The organism is Arthrobacter sp. ZGTC131, assembly GCF_002929275.1.
In the GTDB taxonomy this organism is placed as follows: domain Bacteria; phylum Actinomycetota; class Actinomycetes; order Actinomycetales; family Micrococcaceae; genus Arthrobacter.
Genome location: NZ_PJIK01000018.1, coordinates 66,544 through 84,763, shown reverse-complemented (window position 1 = coordinate 84,763; position 18,220 = coordinate 66,544). Strand labels below are relative to the sequence as shown.

At 66.9% G+C, this 18,220-nt stretch carries 15 protein-coding genes, 1 tRNA gene and 1 riboswitch; of the genes, 6 read left to right on the top strand and 10 right to left on the bottom strand.

Features of this window, described 5'->3' with window-relative positions:
• Position 1: 1 nt before the first annotated feature.
• Positions 2-155: riboswitch (cyclic di-AMP (ydaO/yuaA leader) on the bottom strand.
• 104 nt (positions 156-259) lie between these two features.
• Together CXQ90_RS18830 and CXQ90_RS18825 are read right to left on the bottom strand one after the other, a co-directional pair.
• Positions 260-1,840 carry a HAMP domain-containing sensor histidine kinase gene (locus CXQ90_RS18830; protein ID WP_104140879.1) on the bottom strand — a complete coding sequence of 527 codons (1,581 nt, stop codon included), beginning with the start codon at positions 1,838-1,840 and terminating at the stop codon, positions 260-262.
• Between the two features lie 3 nt (positions 1,841-1,843).
• Positions 1,844-2,584, bottom strand: coding sequence for a response regulator transcription factor (locus CXQ90_RS18825; protein ID WP_104140878.1), 741 nt, complete (start codon positions 2,582-2,584; stop codon positions 1,844-1,846).
• A gap of 1,069 nt (positions 2,585-3,653) precedes the next feature.
• On the opposite strand from CXQ90_RS18825, the gene CXQ90_RS18820 reads away from it, so the two are divergent.
• The 4 genes from CXQ90_RS18820 to CXQ90_RS18805 all read left to right on the top strand — a co-directional run bounded on the left by CXQ90_RS18820 (position 3,654) and on the right by CXQ90_RS18805 (position 7,132).
• A complete protein-coding gene (locus CXQ90_RS18820; RefSeq protein WP_104140877.1) occupies positions 3,654-4,526 on the top strand; it encodes a winged helix-turn-helix domain-containing protein in 873 nt (290 codons plus the stop codon).
• A gap of 269 nt (positions 4,527-4,795) precedes the next feature.
• A complete protein-coding gene (locus CXQ90_RS18815) occupies positions 4,796-4,999 on the top strand; it encodes a dodecin family protein (protein ID WP_104140876.1) in 204 nt (67 codons plus the stop codon).
• A 106-nt stretch (positions 5,000-5,105) separates the two neighbouring features.
• Positions 5,106-5,633 carry a histidine phosphatase family protein gene (locus CXQ90_RS18810; RefSeq protein ID WP_104140875.1) on the top strand — a complete coding sequence of 176 codons (528 nt, stop codon included), beginning with the start codon at positions 5,106-5,108 and terminating at the stop codon, positions 5,631-5,633.
• 74 nt (positions 5,634-5,707) lie between these two features.
• The gene (locus tag CXQ90_RS18805) at positions 5,708-7,132 is read left to right on the top strand and encodes a M15 family metallopeptidase (protein ID WP_104140874.1); all 1,425 of its coding nucleotides are present in this window, start codon (positions 5,708-5,710) and stop codon (positions 7,130-7,132) included.
• 127 nt (positions 7,133-7,259) lie between these two features.
• Here CXQ90_RS18805 and CXQ90_RS18800 read toward each other — a convergent pair whose 3' ends face one another.
• From CXQ90_RS18800 to CXQ90_RS18780, 5 genes are all read right to left on the bottom strand, one after another.
• Positions 7,260-7,964 (bottom strand): hypothetical protein, encoded by a 705-nt coding sequence (locus CXQ90_RS18800; protein WP_104140873.1) that lies wholly within the window; start codon positions 7,962-7,964, stop codon positions 7,260-7,262.
• Positions 7,965-7,972: 8 nt separating this feature from the next.
• Positions 7,973-8,623 (bottom strand): TetR/AcrR family transcriptional regulator, encoded by a 651-nt coding sequence (locus CXQ90_RS18795; protein ID WP_104140872.1) that lies wholly within the window; start codon positions 8,621-8,623, stop codon positions 7,973-7,975.
• Complete coding sequence (locus CXQ90_RS18790; protein WP_104140871.1) at positions 8,620-10,656, bottom strand: YhgE/Pip family protein; 2,037 nt, start codon at positions 10,654-10,656, stop codon at positions 8,620-8,622. Before CXQ90_RS18790 ends, CXQ90_RS18795 begins: the two co-directional genes overlap by 4 nt.
• Complete coding sequence (locus tag CXQ90_RS18785; RefSeq protein WP_104140870.1) at positions 10,653-11,324, bottom strand: ABC transporter ATP-binding protein; 672 nt, start codon at positions 11,322-11,324, stop codon at positions 10,653-10,655. The genes CXQ90_RS18790 and CXQ90_RS18785 overlap by 4 nt, the downstream gene beginning before the upstream one ends.
• A 180-nt stretch (positions 11,325-11,504) precedes the next feature.
• Entirely contained in the window at positions 11,505-12,965 is a 1,461-nt protein-coding gene (locus CXQ90_RS18780; protein WP_104140869.1) for an NAD(P)/FAD-dependent oxidoreductase, read from the bottom strand.
• A gap of 267 nt (positions 12,966-13,232) precedes the next feature.
• On the opposite strand from CXQ90_RS18780, the gene CXQ90_RS18775 reads away from it, so the two are divergent.
• Complete coding sequence (locus tag CXQ90_RS18775) at positions 13,233-13,961, top strand: FadR/GntR family transcriptional regulator (protein WP_104140868.1); 729 nt, start codon at positions 13,233-13,235, stop codon at positions 13,959-13,961.
• A 182-nt stretch (positions 13,962-14,143) separates the two neighbouring features.
• Here CXQ90_RS18775 and CXQ90_RS18770 read toward each other — a convergent pair.
• A tRNA-Arg gene (locus CXQ90_RS18770) sits at positions 14,144-14,217 on the bottom strand.
• Positions 14,218-14,496: 279 nt separating this feature from the next.
• Between CXQ90_RS18770 and CXQ90_RS18765 the strand changes: the two genes are divergently transcribed.
• Positions 14,497-16,323, top strand: coding sequence for a phosphoenolpyruvate carboxykinase (GTP) (locus tag CXQ90_RS18765; RefSeq protein WP_104140867.1), 1,827 nt, complete (start codon positions 14,497-14,499; stop codon positions 16,321-16,323).
• A gap of 126 nt (positions 16,324-16,449) precedes the next feature.
• On the opposite strand, the gene CXQ90_RS18760 is transcribed toward CXQ90_RS18765, so the two are convergent.
• Both CXQ90_RS18760 and CXQ90_RS18755 read right to left on the bottom strand, forming a co-directional pair.
• The gene (locus CXQ90_RS18760; protein WP_104140866.1) at positions 16,450-17,610 is read right to left on the bottom strand and encodes a globin domain-containing protein; all 1,161 of its coding nucleotides are present in this window, start codon (positions 17,608-17,610) and stop codon (positions 16,450-16,452) included.
• A gap of 136 nt (positions 17,611-17,746) precedes the next feature.
• Entirely contained in the window at positions 17,747-18,196 is a 450-nt protein-coding gene (locus CXQ90_RS18755) for an Rrf2 family transcriptional regulator (protein ID WP_104140865.1), read from the bottom strand.
• Positions 18,197-18,220 lie beyond the last annotated feature (24 nt).

The following is an 18,220-nucleotide window of genomic DNA, read 5'->3' as shown; positions in this document are numbered from 1 at the left end:
GATTGCCTCTCAACACCTGCGGAGTTAGCTGTCGGGTTCGGATGAGGTCATCCGGCCGCACGGAAAATTCACGTGTCGGCTTCACCCCAAGGGCTAATGCGGAAAGCCCGGGACTCTGGTTCCCCCGCCTCTGCCTGAACTAGCGGAATCCGGGAAGCGGCAGAGCTGGGCGTCTATCCGGATATGCGGCCCTAACGGTGCCTGCACTCTTTCGACGGTACAGGAGGCAAACGCTTAAGTCACATTTAGGTAACGAGGATCACGACGACGGCGCGGCGCCTTGCGCGGGCAGCCGAACGGCGAATTCGGTCCGGCCGGGCCGTGAGGTGACCTCGACCATTCCGCCGTGGGCTTCCACGATCGACTGCACAATGGACAGCCCCAGGCCGCTGGTTCCCTCTGCCGAGGCAGACCCTGCGGCGCCCGGTCCCGGGGCCGCCCCCGGCACGGGAAGTCCGCCGGAGCCGGCGGGCGAGAGGACCGCGTGAGCCGGCGTGGCGCGTGCCGCGTCTGCTCGGGCGAAGCGTGCGAAAACCCGGTCCAGGAACTCCGGTGGAATGCCCGCGCCGTCGTCCGTCACGGTGACCACGGCGCTGCCGTCCGCAGACCTCATCACGCCGGTCACCACGGTGGTTCCCGGTCCAGTGTGCTTGCGCGCATTCGACAGCAGGTTGGCCAGCACCTGGTGCAGCTGGGAGGCGTCGCCGCGGACCACTACCGGCTCCTCGGTAAGTTCGAGGTGCCAGATGCGGTCCGGCGCCATGACCTTTTCGTCGCTCACGGTCTCGATCACGAGCTGTGTGAGGTCCACGTCGCTGAGCTTGAGGGGATGGCCCTCGTCCAGCCGGGCCAGCAGCAGAAGATCCTCCACCAGCGTTGTCATCCGCTCGGACTGGCTTTGGACGCGGGCCAGGGACCTTTGGCCGTCGGGCGTGAACTTTTCGGTCATGCGCATCAGCTCGGTGTAACCGCGGATGGCCGTCAGCGGGGTGCGGAGCTCGTGCGAGGCATCCGCCACGAACTGGCGGACCTTCATTTCGCTCTCCTGGCGCGCCTCCAGCGCATTGGACACGTTGTCCAGCATCTGGTTGAGGGCGTGCCCCACACTGCCCACTTCGGTTCCGGGATGGGCGTTCGACGGCGGGACGCGGACGGCGAGTGCCACCTCGCCGGCGTCCAGCGGCAGGCGCGAAACCTGGGTGGCCACCTCCGAGAGCTGCTCCAGCGGCTTCATGGTGCGGCGGATGAGCACCGTGCCGGCGAGACCGATCAGCACGATGCCGCCCAGCGACACGATGGTGATGGTCCAGACCAGTGACGTCAGGGTGTTTTGCTTGTCGGCGAGGGGGAGCCCGGTCACCATGACGTCGCCATAGGGTGTCTTGGCGGCGACCAGCCGGTAGGCCCCGGTGGACAGGGTCCGGTCAACGGGGACGCCGTCGCGGCTCAGGCCCAGGATAACCTGGTCGTCTGCCGCCGAGAGCGCCTTGCGGGTGGCATCGGAGGCCAGGAACCCTGCGCTGACCTGCCCGGCCTGGATCCTGGCCGCCAAGGTGCCCACCCGCTGGCCCCGGCCTTCGAGGGGATCGGGCTTGTTGCCCGTGCTGCCGGGCGGGGGACGACCAAAGTCGCGGGCCCTGTCAGCGGCCCCGGTGAGTTGCTCGTCGAGCTGGCGGGTCAGGAAGGCGTCCATGCTGGCGTAACTGAACAGGCCGATCGCGGCGCAGATGGCCACAAGCAGCGCCATGGCTACGAGAACGAGCCGGGTGCGGAGATGCCAGGTGCCGGGTTTCAGCCAGCTGCGGCGCTGGGTCCTGGCGGCTCCCGAAAGTTTCGCCACGGCCTAGTCTGCCGGTTTGATGACGTAGCCCGCACCGCGGACCGTGTGGATCATGGGCGGGTGCACGGCATCCACCTTTTTGCGCAGGTACGAGATGTACAACTCAACGATGTTCGCCTGGCCGCCGAAGTCGTAGTTCCAGACGCGGTCCAGGATCTGGGCCTTGCTGACCACCCGCTTGGGGTTCTCCATGAGGTACCGCAGCAACTCGAACTGGGTCGCGGTGAGCTGCAGTTCGTCCCCGGCGCGGGTGACTTCGCGGGTGTCCAGGTTCAGGACCAGGTCTCCCACCACCAGTTCGGCGGAATCCATCGCGGCCACGCCCGAGCGCTGCACCAGCCGGTGCAGGCGCAGCAGGACCTCCTCCATGCTGAAGGGCTTGGTCACGTAGTCGTCCCCGCCGGCGGCGAGGCCCACGATGCGGTCCTGCACGGCGTCTTTGGCCGTCAGGAACAGCGCCGGAACCTCCGGCGCGAAGGAGCGGATTCTGCTGAGCAGCTCAACGCCGTCGAAGCCGGGGAGCATCACGTCCAGCACGAGGACGTCCGGGCGGAATTCCTTGGCGAGCTTGACGGCTTCCGGGCCGTCAGCGGCCACGGCAACCGACCAGCCCGCCATGCGCAGACCCATGCTCATCAGTTCGGACAGGCTGGGTTCGTCGTCGACCACCAGGGCACGGATGGGTGAGCCGTCCGGATGGGTGAGCTGGGGAAGGTTGTTGGTCATGGAGTGCGAAGTGGCCATGGGACAACTCTCTGTTCTGGTGTTTAGCCCCCGCTTTGGTGTTCCTGTGCGCCGGCTGTGAATGCCAGCCTAGCGAGCTGGAAAGCGCAGCGGGCGGATGTCTCGGGTCACAGGCATGGCTCTTGCCCCGAACAGGCCAGTCACAGGACGGGTTCCCAGTCTGGAATGGACAAATTCCGCACGCCTGCAGGAGACACCAATGAGCGGACAGCAGCACCCATCTGTTCCGGAAACCACGCCCCTGCCTTCCACCGCCCGCTTGCAGCCGGGCGCGCTGCAAGGCGAGGCCCAGAGCGCACCGCAGGGCGGCGCACCGCAGGGCGAGGCACCGCAGGGCGAGGGACAGCGTCAGGCACGCGTGGCCGAGCCCGCCACGGCAGCCATTCCTCCGACTCCGTCACGGTCAAGAGCTCGGACGGGTTCACCCGGACCTACACGCTTGGCGACACCACAACCGTGAGCAATCAACAGCTGAGGCGCCAGAAGTCGTCGGCGAGCAGGGCTGACCGCTGACGTCGCCACCGGGATAGCCGTTTGACCAGCGCCTGCGCGCGTGCTTGGCCCAAGATCTTCCGTCCGAATGGCGTCATAGCTGGACAATCAGGGATTTGTGGCGCCGGAATTCCCGCTATCCAAATGTCGCTGAATATACGGCGAAAAAGGCGGACTTGGGCGAATATCCTTCGAAAAATGATGCTTTCCGACCGACCGGTCTGGAAAAATATCGGCAAAATTCGCCCTCGTAGAATTGTGATTTGACCCACAATCACGGGTTTCGTCTCACGATGCGGACGAAGCGGTCCAATGTTACTTGCAAGTTTTCATTGTTACGTTGCACACTTTCAATTGTGAACAAGAACTCAACAGCACCTGCAGACGCAGAATATTGGCCCAGCACACCCGCTGCTGCCGACATGCGCTGTTGTCGAATGCACGCCTAACTTTCTACCCCACAAAGTTTTTAGGCATTCGCCCCCAGCCCAGCGTCGGGCGCCCCTCCCCAGGACTCATTGCGGGGAACCAAGCATTCGAGCCGCGATGACGGCCATTCACATTGAGGTAAGCATTCATGTCAGTTGCATCTGGATACGTCCACATCTCCGTCCGTAACGCCAACAAGGCAGGCCAGACGTCGGGCCTCCGCCAGGGATTCGGTACCCGTCCGGCCTTCCCGCCGGCGGGCCAGGGAAACGCCTTCCCCGCCCCCGGCTATGCACCCCAGGGCTACAACCCCAATTCTTACGGCCAGCTGCGTGCCGTGCCGGCTGAGGAAGCCGCGCCGCTCACCGCGCCGACGCCCGTTGTTGCCCCAGCCGCCGGCGCATCCGTCCGGCCCGTGCCCAACGACAACGTGGCCCGCGGATTCGTCCTCTACATGGGGATCGACGAAGAAACCGCTGCAGCTGCCGGCACCTCCATCGCCAAGCTCGCCCAGGAGATCCGCGCATACGCCCAGTCGCTCGTTTCCGGCGCCGAGAGCTATGCCGCCGTCGCCGTCGCGCCCGCCAGCGCCCCGGGTTCCGCGCTCGACGTCGTCCGTTCCACGTTCGGCGACCCCACCGTCAACACCCGGCAGCGCACCGAGACCGCACGCCTGCAGCCGGCACAGGACCCCCGTCCGTCCGGCGTGCTGATCGACCTCGCCCGCCGCGAAGTCCACCTCGACGGCGAATCCCTGAACCTGACATTCAAAGAGTTCGAGCTCCTCAACTACCTCGTCGAGAACGGCACCCGCACCGTGGGCCGCGATGAACTGCTCGAGGGCCTGTGGCGGAATGCCGAAGAGGTGCCGAACGAGCGCACCATCGACGTCCACATCCGCCGCCTCCGTTCCAAGCTGGGCCGCCTCGCCAACACCGTGCGCACCGTCCGCGGCCAGGGCTACCGGTTCTACGAGCACCCCGAAGTAGTTGTCTGGGCCGCGCCGGAGTACTCGATCTAGCCTTTCCTAAGCGCCAAAGCGTCCGTTCCTTCTTGGGGCGGGCGCTTTCGCTTTCGCGTCACGATCCCTCGGCGCCTGCGCTCGTTCCTCACGCAACAACGGCGCTTTCGGGATGTGCCGCTGCGCTACAGAGCCCTCAACGGAACATTGGTCCCCGTGGCTCCAGTCCTTGATCGGGGTCCCGCTGCGGCTGGGTTTCTTGGAGCTCTGTTGACTTTTCTTGGTGCGGCGTAGGCTCGGGATCGTTGATTCGACTAGCAGGAGGAACCATGTCAGTTGCACGCATCACCACGCTGAGCGCCAACTCCAAAACCTCTTTTGACGACGCCATTAAAGAGGGCATTTCCCGCGCCAACAAGACCCTGCGCGGTGTTTCCGGCGCTTGGGTCAAGGAGCAGAAAGTCGAAATCGCCAACGGCAACGTCGTCGCGTGGCACGTTGTGCTCGAGGTGACCTTCGTCCTGGACGACTGACCCGCACGGCCGTCCCCCTTACCTGCCCAACCGGGTCGCAGGTCGCGTCGTTCTCGAGCCTGAATCGGACACGTGCTGCTGCCTAGTGGGGTAGTAGGGTGAGTCCATGAGCGCGCACCACAAGAGGCGTCTGGTGATCATGCGCCACGCCAAGTCCGACTGGCCCGGAGGTGTGGCGGACCATGACCGTCCCTTGGAAGAGCGCGGCCACCGTGAGGCGCCGCTGGCCGGCAAATGGCTGCTCAAACACAACATCGTGCCGGACTTCATCCTCTGCTCGAGCGCCCTGCGGACCCGGCAGACCTGCACCTGGGTGTGCAGCGAGCTCGGCGACAAGGCGCCGACGCCGAAGCTTGAGGACGGGCTCTACGCCGCCACCGCGCTCCGCATGCTCGCGGTCATCAACCACGTTCCGGACACCGTCACCACCCTCATGGTGATCTCCCACATGCCCGGCGTGCAGGACTTGGCCATGCACCTGGCGTCCCGTGACTCCAAGCACGACGCCTACATGGACGCGGCTACCCGCTTTCCCACCAGCGGCCTGACCGTCCTCGAGACAGAGAAATCCTGGGCGGAACTCGACGGGCAGGACGCGCGGATCACGCATTTCAAGGTCCCTCGCGCGCATTAGCGCGAACACCCCCGCCAGTCCCCGGCCGCGCACGGGTACCCTTGATCTCAGCGCCTAATGGGGAAGGGCCCGCCATGCTGATTTCTGCTTTGAACCGGTGGCGGGTGTGCGCCCGGCGGTTCGCCGTCGTCGTCGTCGTTCTGATGCTTCTGGCGGGCGGTGCGGCCGCCAACGCCGCACCCTCCGGAGAGCAGCTCTCCACACGCGTGGTGACAGACCCCAACCACGCCTGGGTGCTGGTCAACAAGTCCCGGCCGTTGAACCCCGCGCAGTTTGTTCCGCGGGACCTTGTGTCGTGGGGCGGGACGGGCCATCTGCTGCGCGCCCAGGTGTCGGGCGCCGTGAGCCAGCTGTTCGCCGGGGCGCGTGCGGCCGGACACTCCCTGGAGCTTGTGAGCGCGTACAGGTCCTATGCCTCCCAGGCTGCGCTCTACAGCTCCTACGTCCAGATGTACGGCCAGGCGTATGCGGACCAGATCTCGGCACGGCCCGGTTACAGCGAACACCAGACAGGGCTCGCCGCCGATGTGGGCAATGTGGGCGGCGGCTGCGGCCTGACCGCCTGCTTTGGGACCACTCCCGGCGGGCGCTGGGTGGCTGCCAACGCGCACCGCTACGGGTTCATCGTGAGGTATCCGGCTGGCTACACGCACATCACCGGCTACACCTATGAGCCCTGGCATCTGCGTTTCGTCGGCGTCCAGCTGGCCTCGGACATGAAGATCCGCGGCATCCCCACGATGGAGCAGTACTTCGCGGCCCGCCCGTCCATCAAGAGCGGGGCCGATGTGCTGGCAGCGGATTCCGCCGGGGTCCTGTGGAACTATCCGGCGAACCGCGCCGGTGGCTTCGGTGCCCGGGAACGGATCGGGGCGGGCTGGGCGGGCCTGAAAGCCGGCTTCGTGGCCGACTGGAACGCCGACGGGGTCAACGACATCATCGCCCAGTGGAAGAGCGGAACCCTCACGGTTTATCGCGGCAAGCTCTCCGGCGGTTTCCTCAGTCCCGTGACGGCCGGCACGGCGGGCTGGCAGGCCATGAACATCACCGTGGGCAAGTGGCACGGCGGCCACCGGTTCCCCGGGGTGGTGGGAACTGCTCCGGACGGCGCCATGTACTTCTACCCGAATGCGGCCGGCGGCGCCCTTGGCGCCCGGCAGCAGATCGGGAACGGGTTCCAGGGACTGAGGCTGGCCATGGCAGATTTCGACAACGACAGGCGCCAGGACCTGCTGGTCACCACTGCCGCCGGGAACCTCATGCTGTACAGGTCCGACGGCGCCGGCAGGTTCGCGCAGGAAGCGCGCCTGAAGGTGGGGAACGGCTGGGGCGCCGTGGCCCAGTCCCATGCCTCCTTTGGATTCCAAGGCACGGGAACGCGCGGCCTCACGGCCAAGGCCGTTGACGGCCGGCTGATCTACTACAGCCTCGGCAGCGGCCGGTTCACCGGAAGCCGCCAGGTGGGCAACGGATGGCAGTCACTGAGCGTCTTCCGGTAACCAGGGTGGTCCGGTGACCCCGGGTCGTCCGGTAACCAGAGCGGTCCGGTGACCCCGGGTCTGCGGGCACGTGCCGTCCGGGAACTGCGCCACCGCAGAGACCGATCAGTGGCGGTTAAGCGGCGGTTCAGCGGCGAGGAGCCCTGCCGGCAGACGTCCCGGGACCGGATGTCCCTGAACCGGATGTCCGAGGGGCGGCCGTCCGCTGAGCCGGCTGGCGCGGCGGGGACTGCCGGGGCGCCGCGGTCCGCTGAGTGGCCTGACGCGGTGTGGTCTGACGCGGTGTAGCCGGGCGCGCCGCAGCCTGCCGCGCCGCGGGAGTGCGCTGACCGGCAGCAGGAGATTGCCGCGCGCCTGCAGGGAGCCTCGCGGCCGGCCGGCGCGCCGATGCACGGGACGGCGCCGGCTTGCGGGCCGCGACCTTGGCCCGCGGCCGCAGGCGCCTCCCGGACGGCCAGACGGCCGCGGTGAAGAGCACCAGCAGGGTCAGCAAACCCGACGCTGCCGCCAGGTAGAAGTAGATGTCCGAGTCCTCGGTGGTCACGGCCTCCCCGAGCGCCCCGGGGTCCTGGTTGAACGCCAGGCCCCACATGCGCAGGAAGGCGATGCTGCAGCCGATGAACAGGCTGGTTCCCACGCCGCCGGCCAGCAGCGCCAGGTAGCGCCGGCGGGCGAATGCCTCGGCCACGGATGCCACATAGCCCACGGCCACTGCGCCCCCGAAGGCGAACAGCGCCGCCTCCTCAAGGGTGACGGCCGTCAGTGCCAGTGCGCCGAGCGCGGCAAAAACAGCGCCTACGGCTGTCTTCCCGCAGTTACCCATGTGGCCCATGGGACTAATCATCGCTGAGGATCGGGCTGCTTCTGCACGTAGCCACGCATGATGGCCATGATGGCGGCAACACTTTGGTCACGGGTCCGCTCCGGGTTGTACGTCTGGCGGTCGAGTCCCACCACAAAGCAAGCGCCGAATATCGCCGTTTCCAGGCTCCCACGCGAGATGGAGGCATCCACGGGGTACTCCGCGGCCACCCTTTCAACCGCCGAGCCGATCACTCCGAGCAACCGCGCGCGGAGTTCCGCGAACGTGTCCTGCCATTCGCTGGGAGTGCGCCAGTTCTCGCTCACCCACAGCCGGGCGAAGGACGGATATTCGGCCATGAAGTCCATGGCCTGGCCGATCATGGCGTCCATGCCGGCGAGGGAGTCAGCGGATTCACCCTGCACGCTAAGAAGCCTGGCTTCGAGGATGTCCACGCCGTGCCGCAGGAGCTGGGCGATCAGGTCGGACTTGCTGCCGAAGTTGTAATAGACCGTGCCCTTGGAAACGCCTGCCGCCGCCGCGATCTCGTCCACCGTCACTCCTGCCGCACCGCGCTCGCCGATCAGCTCCATGGAGGCCTCGAAGAGCCTCTGCCTGGTGGCGTTCGTCCGTGCGGGACGCAGTTTCTTGGGCTGAACGGCCGCCTGGCCGGCCTCCGACGAGCTCATACGGCGATCTCCGGTTTCAGGGTCTTGAGGGTCCAGAACTTGTGCTTGCGGACGGCCAGCGTAGAGAGCACCACCCCGAGCAAAGTGTAGCCAAGCAGTCCGGCCACGGTGGACGGAAGCATGGAGAGGTCCGCGCCGTAGATCAGGTGCCGCATGCCGTTGACCACGTAGCCCATGGGCAGGATCTGATGCACCACGTGCAGCGGCTGCGGCGTGGTCTGCCACGGGAATGTTCCCCCCGAGGAGACGAGCTGCAGCACCAGGAGGATGAGCACCACCAGCTTCCCCGGCGAGCCCAGCAGGGCCACCACGCCCTGGATGATGGCGCTGAAGGCCGCCGCCGCCGCCAGCAGGAACAGCCACATCAGCACCGGATGGGCAGGATTCAGCCCCAGCCCCACGTTCACCACGACGGTAAGCAGGCTGGCCTGGACAGCGGACACGGCAAGGAACGGAACCCAGCCGCCGACCGCGATCTTCCAGGCGGGAGCATTGGAGGCAAGGGCCCGCTGAGTGACGGGGCGCATGGCCTGGATCAGCATGAACACGCCGATCCACAAGGCCAGGGTCAGGAAGAACGGCGCCAGTCCGGCGCCGTAGGAACCCGCCTTGGCCTGCGATACGTTGCTGACGGCCACGGGGTCGGACATCACTCCCGAGAGGTTATTCTTCTGCGCTTCGTCCGGGTTCGGAACCTTGCCGGCACCCTTCGACAATTCTGTGGCCAGCGTCCGGGAACCGTCGGCGGCGGTGCCTGCACCGGTCTCCAGCTGGGCTGCGCCGTCGTCAAGCTTCCGCGCTCCCTCGGAGAGCCCGGCCGCACCGTCCAGGGCCGTCTGCTGCCCGGCCGCCAGTGTTGTTGCGCCGGCAGAGAGCCGGTCCGCGCCGCTCGACGCCGCGGAGATGGCACCGGACAGCGCAGGAGTTGCTGCGGCGAGCTTGGCTGCCCCGGCGCTCACCGCAGCCGAGCCGTCGGCGAGCTGCTGGATCTGTGCGGCATCGGCCTGGATTTTCGCCCGCGCGTCAGCGGCAGGGCCGGAGGCCGCGGCGGCATCCACTTCGGCCAGGACTTTGGCAGCCTGCTCCTGGGTCAGGACGCCGGCGACGACCAGCCGGGCGTTGGACTCCTCGACCCGAGCCCGGAGGCCGTCGTCTGCGGCCTGCAGCTGCCCGACGACGTCCTGGACTTTGCTGTTCAGCGCCGCGTTTCCGGCGGCCACCTTGGCGGCGCCCTCGGCGAGCCGCTGCGAATCGGCGGGCAGCCCGGCAGTTTTGTCCTTGAGCTGGGCCAGCCCGCCGCTCAGCTGGCCGGCTCCGGACGCAAGCTGCGCGGCGCCGTCGCGAAGTTTGACCTGGCCGTCGACGAGCTCCGCAGAACCCGCCTCGAGCTGTCCGGTGCCGCGATGCAGACCGGCGGCGCCGTCGCGGAGCCGGCCGGTGCCGTCTGCCAGGGTCCCGGCCCCGTCAGCCGCTTTGACCATCTGCGTGTGAATGGTGCCGAAGCCCGTCAGGAGCTGGTTCGCTGTTTCCGCGCCGACCTCCTTGGCGACGGAGGCATGCACGGCGGTGGTGAGCTTGTCCACGATGGTGCTGAGCAGGTAGTTGTTGGCGTCGTTCGTGGTGACGTTGAGCATGGCCTGGCTCGCCGAATCGAAACTCCCGGGTGACGCCAGATTGCTCGAAAAGTCGCGGGGGATCTTGAGCGCAAAGGCGTACTTTCCCTCGCTGACGCCCTGGTCGGCTTCGGCAGCGGACTGGACGGGCCGCCAGTTGAACACGTGCCCCTCGACGAGGCTGTCCGCCACCTTCTGCCCGGCCTGCAGGCGCCCGGCGCCGCTGGTGGCGGCGCCGGTGTCCTCCATGACGAGCGCGGCGTCGATCTGGTTCAGGTTGCCGTACGGATTCCAGTTGGCATACAGGTAGACCGCGCCGTAGAGCAGGGGCACCATGGTCAGCGCCAGGATGGTCAGCTTGGGCAGCAGTCCGCCCGTCATCCGCTTGAGTTCGGAGCGGGCAAGCCGCAGCACTGTCACTTTGCGTCCTCGTTTTCGGGTTGTTCGTCGGTGACGGCGGCCTTCGGCGCCGCATTTCCGATGACGGCGGCCGGGCCGGTCCAGCCGTGCGGGAGGGCCGTCACGGCGGCGACGACGGCGAGTGGCCGGCCGCCGTCGTACGCCAGTTCCTTGAGCCGCGGCAGCCAGTCCGCCGGATCGGCGCTGTGCCTGTCGGGGGAGTCCAGGACCAGGAGATCGGTGCGCGGGTTGGCCAGCGCCAGGGCTGTCAGGAGCTCGGTGCGCCGCCGCGGCGGGAGCTGCTCGGCCCACATCCCGGCGATGTCCTCGAAGCGGTTGATCTTCAGCCAGGGCTTGCTGAGGAGGGCGCCGCGGTACCGGCGGGGAATAAGGGACAGATCCTCCGTCACCAGGTCGCGGACGCTCAGGTGCTGCTCGGGTTCGTTGACGCCGGGGGAGTCCACCAGCGCGCCGGCGGAGCGGAGCTGCTTGATTTTGGTCTTTCCGTCCCAGCTGACGGTTCCGCCGCCCGGCTTCATCCGGCCGCTGAGCGCCAGGGCCAGCGCGGTCCGCCGGTCTTGGCGGTCGGCCGTGACCAGCAGCAGTTCGCCGCGGGATGCCTGCAGTGACGTGGGCGGGAGGAGATCGTCCCGCCGGCCGTTCACGCGAAGCTGTTGTACGGAGAGCAAAGGGAGCCTTTCGCAGATGTCGTCTGCAACAAGGTTAACTAAACTGACTGGTCAGTTCAAATAGACGGGCGTCCCTGTGATCAACCACGTCATGCGCGAACTGGCAGGTAATGCCCGCGCAGAACTCGCATGTGAGGGCCTTAGCTGCCAGTTCGCGTTACAAAAAGAACGGCTCCGGCGTCAGAGGCCGTACTTCTCCAGGAGCCGGAGCCAGACTTCGCTGATGGTGGGGTAGGAGGGGACGGCGTGCCAGAGCCGGTCGAGCCGTACTTCGCCGACGACGGCGATGGTGGCTGCGTGCAGCAGCTCGGCGACGTCGGGGCCGGCGAAGGTCGCACCGAGCAGGACCTTGCGGTCCTCATCGATAACGAGCTGCGCCCAGCCCTCATAGTTCTCCGCATGCAGCGAAGAGCCCGCCACGGCGATGGGCAGCTCCACGGAGGACACGTTGTAGCCGTCCTTTCGGGCCTGCTCCACGGACCGGCCGACATTCGCCAGTTCCGGATCGGTAAACACCACATTGGGAACGGCGTGCTCGTTGGCTGTCTGCGCGTAGCGGCTCCAGGCCTCGGGCGCTCCCGCCAGCTCACCTTTGGCGCGGGCAGCGATGGCCGCACCGGTGGCGCGGGCCTCGTACTTGCCCTGGTGGGTGAGCAGGGCCTTGCCGGCCGCGTCCCCCACCGCGTAGAGCCACGGGCCGTCGTTATTCCCGGCGGCGCCGTGCACCAGGCCGGTGGAGTCCGTGCCCAGCGACGGGGCCTTTGCGTCGCCGCCGGCAAGCCCCACGCTTTCCAGCCCGAGCCCCTCCAGTGCGGGATGCCTCCCCGCCGAGACCAGGAGTCTGTCCACCTCAACGGTGTCGCCGCCATCGAGCGTCAGGGTCAGGGAGCCGTCGCCGTTTTCGCGGATGCTCTGTGTTTTGGTGTCCAGGCGGATTTCCACTCCGTCGGCGCGAAGCCCCGCGGCAACCAGTTTCGCTGCCTCCGCGGGGAAATTCCTGAGCAGCCCGCTCCGCGCCACGAGCGTGACGGCCGACCCGAGGCGGGCAAAGGCCTGCGCGAGCTCCGTGCCCGCGACCCCGCCACCAAGGACGGCCAGCCGTTCGGGGATCTCCTTGGCCGAGGTCGCCTCGCGGGTTCCCCAGTACTGAACCTCGGAGAGTCCGTCGATGGGCGGCCGGTTCGGCGTGGAGCCGTTCGCCAGGACGACGGCGTGCCGCGCCGAGAGCGCGTATGAGTTGCCGTCGATGCCGGCGACTTCCACAGCACGCGGTGCGGTAATCCGGCCGCGCCCGCGGATGAGCTCAATGCCGGCATCCTCCACCCACTTCACCTGGCTATCGTCCTGCCATTTGGAGGTGAAAGAGTCGCGCCTCTTCAGGACCGCCGCGACGTCAAGGGTCTGCGTGACGGCCTCGCTGGCTCCGGGGACGGTCTGTGCGCCGTGCAGCGCCGTGCCGGGCCGGAGCAGCGCCTTCGACGGCATGCAGGCCCAGTAGGAGCATTCGCCGCCCACCAGTTCAGCCTCCACCAGTGCCGCTGTCAGGCCGCCCTGCACCACCCGGTCTGCGGCATTTTCGCCTGCGGCGCCGGCGCCGATCACAATGACATCGAATTCCCGTTCAACAACATGTGGCGTCATGGCAACAGCCTACGCCGAGGCCTGCATCGCTTTGGGGATACACGGCGCGGGCGTCCGGGGCACTCGGCCAGCCGTTCGCGCGGCGGGCCACTCCGTCGGTGCCCGCCGGCCCCACTGCGGGTCACTCGCCCGCGGGCGCCCGCCGGCCCCACTCCGGCGGCGCCGGCAATATGGCTGGCGCCGCCGGTTCCGTAACAATGCACGCTCCCGCTCAGGGGACATGGGACATCCGCTACGGTGTGGAAGTACCGTCACGAAGGAGTTCCGATGCCGTCCTCGAATGTCGTTCCGCCTGCCAGGTTCAGCGCCCAAGCCCGCCTTCGTGCCCTGCAGTCGGACATCATGGAGCTCATCTTGGACCGTGACCTCGAAGCCGGTGATGCGCTGCCTACGGAGAACGAGCTGTGCACCGCACTGGGAGTGGGCCGGAACACGCTGCGGGAATCGCTCAAGGTCCTGCAGGCCCTGGGCGTCATCGAGATCCGCCACGGCTTCGGAATGTTTGTGGCGCCCAGCAATTTTGAAGCATTGGCGGACGGCCTCATCTTCCGCGCCAGGCTGTCACTGCGGCACCACGGGCTTGAGGCGCTGCAGCTCGTGGACGTGCGGCAGGCCCTGGAGGCGGGCCTGATCGGCAGCTCGATGGACCTGATGACAGCCGGGCAGCTGGCCGGCATCGAGGAATCGGTGGTCCGGATGGAGGAACTGGGGGCGGCGGGGGAGTCCTTCGTCGATGCTGACTCGGACTTCCACAGCAGGCTTTTTGAACCGCTGAACAACGAACTCCTGTTCAATCTGCTGGGTGTCTTCTGGAAGGTTTACCGCAAGATCCATTCCGAGATCGGCGCGGGGGCCGAGGACCTGGCCGCCGTGGCCGAGCTGCACAGGAACGTCTACACGGCTGTGGCTGCCGGCGACAAGGCTCGTGCTGCCCAGGAGCTGACCCGCCACTTCGACGGCATCCGCCGCCGGATTTCCGACGTCGTCGCCGACTGACGCGCGCACCGTCCGTCGGCGGCCGCCACTCCGGCGCTGTGACGGCTGACGGGCGGTATGGCCGCCCCGGGCAGTGACGCACGGCGTCACGGCCGCCGCAGAACGCACGTCTTGTCCTAACCCCAGAACCGGGCTTAAACCAGAAGATCCGCACCGGGTATGCGGTGCGGATCTTCAATCTGTGCGCCCAAAGGGATTCGAACCCCTGACCTTCTGTTCCGTAGACAGACGCTCTATCCAGCTGAGCTATGGGCGCATCTTTTGGTTCCTGCCGAACTCTTCGCTCGCCCCGAACCTCGAATAACTTTACGCGAGGTCCGCCATAGTTCCAAATCGGGAACTGTGTAATCTCGGCTACTAGACCGGTCTATGTGACCTTCGTCACGAATTTCAAGTTTTCTCAACTCCGGATCGTTGAGTTTCCGCGGAATTTGCCCGCAAAGGGGCCGGACATCCCACGTCTGACTACGAAATGGGCCAGATGATCAGAAATAGCATTTATCACACACCACTGAACCCGACGAAGGGAACCACAATGGGCCATCTGGCGCGACTGCCGTTGCTTGAGAAAGCACCCACCACACATGCCGGCCTCCTGGCGTGGGTCGAAGAGGTCGCTGGGCTCACCCAGCCGGACCGGATTCACTGGGTTGACGGCTCCGAGGAAGAAAACACCCGCCTCACTGACGAACTCGTCGCCGCGGGCACGCTGAAGCGGCTGAACCAGGAGCTCTTCCCCAACTCCTTCGCCGCGTTCTCGGACCCCGCTGACGTGGCCCGCGTGGAAGAGCAGACGTTCATCTGCTCCGAAAACGAGCGCGACGCCGGCTTCACCAACAACTGGATGGCTCCGGCAGAGATGAAGGAGAAGCTGCGCGGGCTGTTTTCCGGCTCCATGCGCGGCCGCACCATGTACGTCATCCCGTTCGTCATGGGCCACCTCGACGCCGAGGATCCCAAGTTCGGCGTCGAGATCACCGACAGTGCCTACGTTGTTGCATCGATGCGCATCATGGCCCGCATCGGCACGGACGTCCTGAACCGGATCACCGAAACGAACGCGTTCTTCGTCCCGGCCCTGCACTCCCTCGGCGCCCCGCTGGAGCCCGGCCAGGCCGACGTTTCCTGGCCGTGCAACCCGGACAAGTGGATCGTGCACTTCCCCGAGGAGCGGTCCATCTGGTCCTTCGGCTCGGGCTACGGCGGAAACGCCCTGCTCGGCAAGAAGTGCTACGCCCTGCGCATCGCCTCCGTCATGGCGCACGACGAGGGCTGGCTGGCAGAGCACATGCTGATTCTCAAGCTGACCTCGCCGGAACAGAAGACCTACTACGTTTCCGCAGCCTTCCCGTCCGCCTGCGGCAAGACCAACCTTGCCCTGCTGGACCCCACCATCGACGGCTGGAAGGTGGAGACCCTCGGGGACGACATCACCTGGATGCGGTTCGGCAAGGAAGGCGAACTCCGTGCCGTCAACCCGGAAGCGGGCCTGTTCGGCGTCGCTCCCGGCACCGGCTGGGGCACCAACCCGAACGCGATGCGCGCCATCGCCAAGGGCAACAGCATCTTCACGAACGTCGCACTCACGGACGACGGCGGCGTGTGGTGGGAGGGCATGACTGAGGAAGTGCCCGCGCACCTCACCGACTGGCAGGGCGATTCCTGGACACCCGGTTCCGACAAGCCGGCGGCCCACCCGAACTCCCGTTTCTGCACGCCGATCGACCAGATCGACATGCTGGCCGAGGAATACCACAGCCCCAATGGCGTCGAGCTGTCCGCGATCCTGTTCGGCGGCCGCCGCAAGACCACCATTCCGCTGGTCACCCAGGCACGGGACTGGTCGAACGGCATCTTCATGGGCTCAACGCTTTCCTCGGAGACCACGGCCGCAGCCGCCGGTGCCGTGGGCGTCGTGCGCCGCGATCCGATGGCCATGCTGCCGTTCATCGGCTACGACGCAGGCGACTACCTGAACCACTGGGTCAACCTGTCCGCCAAGGCCAACCCGGAGCGTCTGCCCAAGATCTTCCTGGTGAACTGGTTCCGCCGCACCGCCGAGGGCGGCTTCGCCTGGCCGGGCTTCGGGGACAACGCACGCGTCCTCAAGTGGGCCATCGAACGCCTCGAAGGCAAGGCCGATGCCGTGGAAACGCCCATCGGCTTCGTGCCCACCGGCGAATCCATCGACCTGACCGGCCTGGACATGACCCCCGCCCAGGTGGAGGCTGCTGTGCGCGTCGACCCCGAGGAGTGGAAGACCGAGCTCGCGTCGATCGAGGAATGGTTCGCCAACTTCGGTAGCTCGCTTCCCGCGGCGCTGCAGAGCGAGCTGGACGGCCTGAAAACCCGCCTGGGCTAGTCCACGTCCTTCCCAGTACGACGGCGGCCCCGCACCTTTTTCGCTAAAGGTGCGGGGCCGCCGTCGTTCGTTGCGCGAACGGAAACTTAAGCCCCGGTGCTCAAGTGTCCGTTCGCGCTTCTGGGGCTAGGAGGCGAGCCAGATGTCCGGGCCGAAGACCTCGTAGTGGATCCGGGTCGCCGGGATGCCGGCATCGATGGCCTCGCTGCGGATCTTCCGCATGAAGGGCAGCGGGCCGCAGAGGTACAGCGATGCGTCGGCCGGCAGGTCCACTTCGCGCAGTGACATGAATCCGGCGTTGGCGCCGGGCTGCGGCTCCTCGAGCCAGAGCTGAAGGTCTGCGCCGTCAAGGCGCTCCACGTCCTCGGTCATCTGCCCGCGCAGGGCCCATCTGTCCAGGGTGCTTTCGGCGTGCAGGACCATCACCTGCCGCCCGGTTCCTGCGTCCGCCAGCGACCGCAGGATGGAGGCCGTAGGCGTGCAGCCGATGCCGGCGGAGGCGAGGACCACGGGCCCGTCGCCGTCCTTGAGCGTGATTTCGCCATACGGGTTGGAGATCTCCAGGATGTCTCCCACGCCGACGCCGGCGTGCAGCACCGGGGACACCTCACCGCAGTCGTCGAGCTTTGTGGTGAAGATGCGGGCAGTGCCGGCGCCGGCGGACAGTGAGTATTGGCGTACCTGGCGCAGGCCGTCGGGCAGCTGGACCTTCACGCTGACGTACTGGCCGGGGAGTGCGGGCGTGACCGGAGTATCGTCCGCCGGTTCGAGGGTGAAGGTCATGGCCCCGGTTCCGGCCGGCGTCTTGGCGGCCACCTTCCACGGCGTCCACATCTTGCTGTTTGCCTGGGCCGCGTAGAGTCCCTTTTCCAGCTTGATCAGCGCGTCCGCCATGAGCCAGTACACCTCGGTCCAGGCCTCCGCGATGTCGGGGGTGATGACGCCGGCCAGGTCCTCCGCGATGGCAGCGAACAGGTGCTCGTAGACCACCTGGTACTGCGGTTCGGTGATGCCCAGCGAGGCGTGCTTGTGCGCGATCCTGGACAGGACGGCCTCCGGGAGCGTGCCCGGGTTGTTGACCAGGTGGGTCGCGAAGGCGGCGATGCTGCCGGCCAGCGCCTGCTGCTGCTTGCCCGAGCGCTGGTTGGAGCGGCTGAACAGGCCGTCCAGGAGTTCAGGGTGGGCGGCGAAAAGCCGGGCATAGAACTTGGGCGTGATGTCGCCGATCCGTGAGCCGACCAGCGGAAGGGTGGCCTCGATGACAGGGCGGGCTTTGTTCGAGAGCATGTGTACTCCTGAGGTAGTGGCACGGAGCTTCGTCCGGGCCGCGGTACAGATACATGCATCTCATATGCGAGTATCCATGGCTCATTTCTACACCTTGTAGAAATAACTTCCTAATTAGGTCGTGCCGGAAGCTTGCTCAGAGTCCGGGGCGCAGGCGGATGGCCTGGAAAATGGGCGCCATCTGCCGGGAACCGGGCAGTTCTGCCACCACCACGTCATCCAGTTCCCGGTAGAAGGCTTCCCGGGCGCGGGCCAGGGCGCCCCGAAGGCGGCACTCGTTGATCAGCGGGCAATCGCCGCTCGGGCCGACGCAATCCGCGGCGTCGGTCCTGGTGTCGAGCTGCCGCAGGACCTTGCCCACGGTGATGACCCGGCCGGCGGCGTTGAGCCTGGATCCGCCGTTTCGTCCGCGCTCGACGTCGATCAGTCCCAGCAGGCGCAACTTGGCCATGGCTTTGCTGACGTGGTTGTACGGTGTGCCGACGGCGTCCGCCACGCTCTGCGTGGTGAGCAGGTCGCCGTCCGGCGCGGCAGCCAGCACCATGAGGGCGCGCAGGCTGACGTCCGCGAAGGCGTTGATTTTCATGTCACCAGCTTAATGACCGGCGCC

Excerpts from the sequence above, each read along its gene's own strand:
- CXQ90_RS18825 (WP_104140878.1), bottom strand. The coding sequence starts at position 2,584 with ATGGCCACTTCGCACTCCATGACCAACAACCTTCCCCAGCTCACCCAT.
- CXQ90_RS18820 (WP_104140877.1), top strand. The coding sequence starts at position 3,654 with ATGTCAGTTGCATCTGGATACGTCCACATCTCCGTCCGTAACGCCAAC.
- CXQ90_RS18815 (WP_104140876.1), top strand. The coding sequence starts at position 4,796 with ATGTCAGTTGCACGCATCACCACGCTGAGCGCCAACTCCAAAACCTCT.
- CXQ90_RS18810 (WP_104140875.1), top strand. The coding sequence starts at position 5,106 with ATGAGCGCGCACCACAAGAGGCGTCTGGTGATCATGCGCCACGCCAAG.
- CXQ90_RS18805 (WP_104140874.1), top strand. The coding sequence starts at position 5,708 with ATGCTGATTTCTGCTTTGAACCGGTGGCGGGTGTGCGCCCGGCGGTTC.
- CXQ90_RS18800 (WP_104140873.1), bottom strand. The coding sequence starts at position 7,964 with ATGGGCCACATGGGTAACTGCGGGAAGACAGCCGTAGGCGCTGTTTTT.
- CXQ90_RS18795 (WP_104140872.1), bottom strand. The coding sequence starts at position 8,623 with ATGAGCTCGTCGGAGGCCGGCCAGGCGGCCGTTCAGCCCAAGAAACTG.
- CXQ90_RS18780 (WP_104140869.1), bottom strand. The coding sequence starts at position 12,965 with ATGACGCCACATGTTGTTGAACGGGAATTCGATGTCATTGTGATCGGC.
- CXQ90_RS18775 (WP_104140868.1), top strand. The coding sequence starts at position 13,233 with ATGCCGTCCTCGAATGTCGTTCCGCCTGCCAGGTTCAGCGCCCAAGCC.
- CXQ90_RS18765 (WP_104140867.1), top strand. The coding sequence starts at position 14,497 with ATGGGCCATCTGGCGCGACTGCCGTTGCTTGAGAAAGCACCCACCACA.
- CXQ90_RS18760 (WP_104140866.1), bottom strand. The coding sequence starts at position 17,610 with ATGCTCTCGAACAAAGCCCGCCCTGTCATCGAGGCCACCCTTCCGCTG.
- CXQ90_RS18755 (WP_104140865.1), bottom strand. The coding sequence starts at position 18,196 with ATGAAAATCAACGCCTTCGCGGACGTCAGCCTGCGCGCCCTCATGGTG.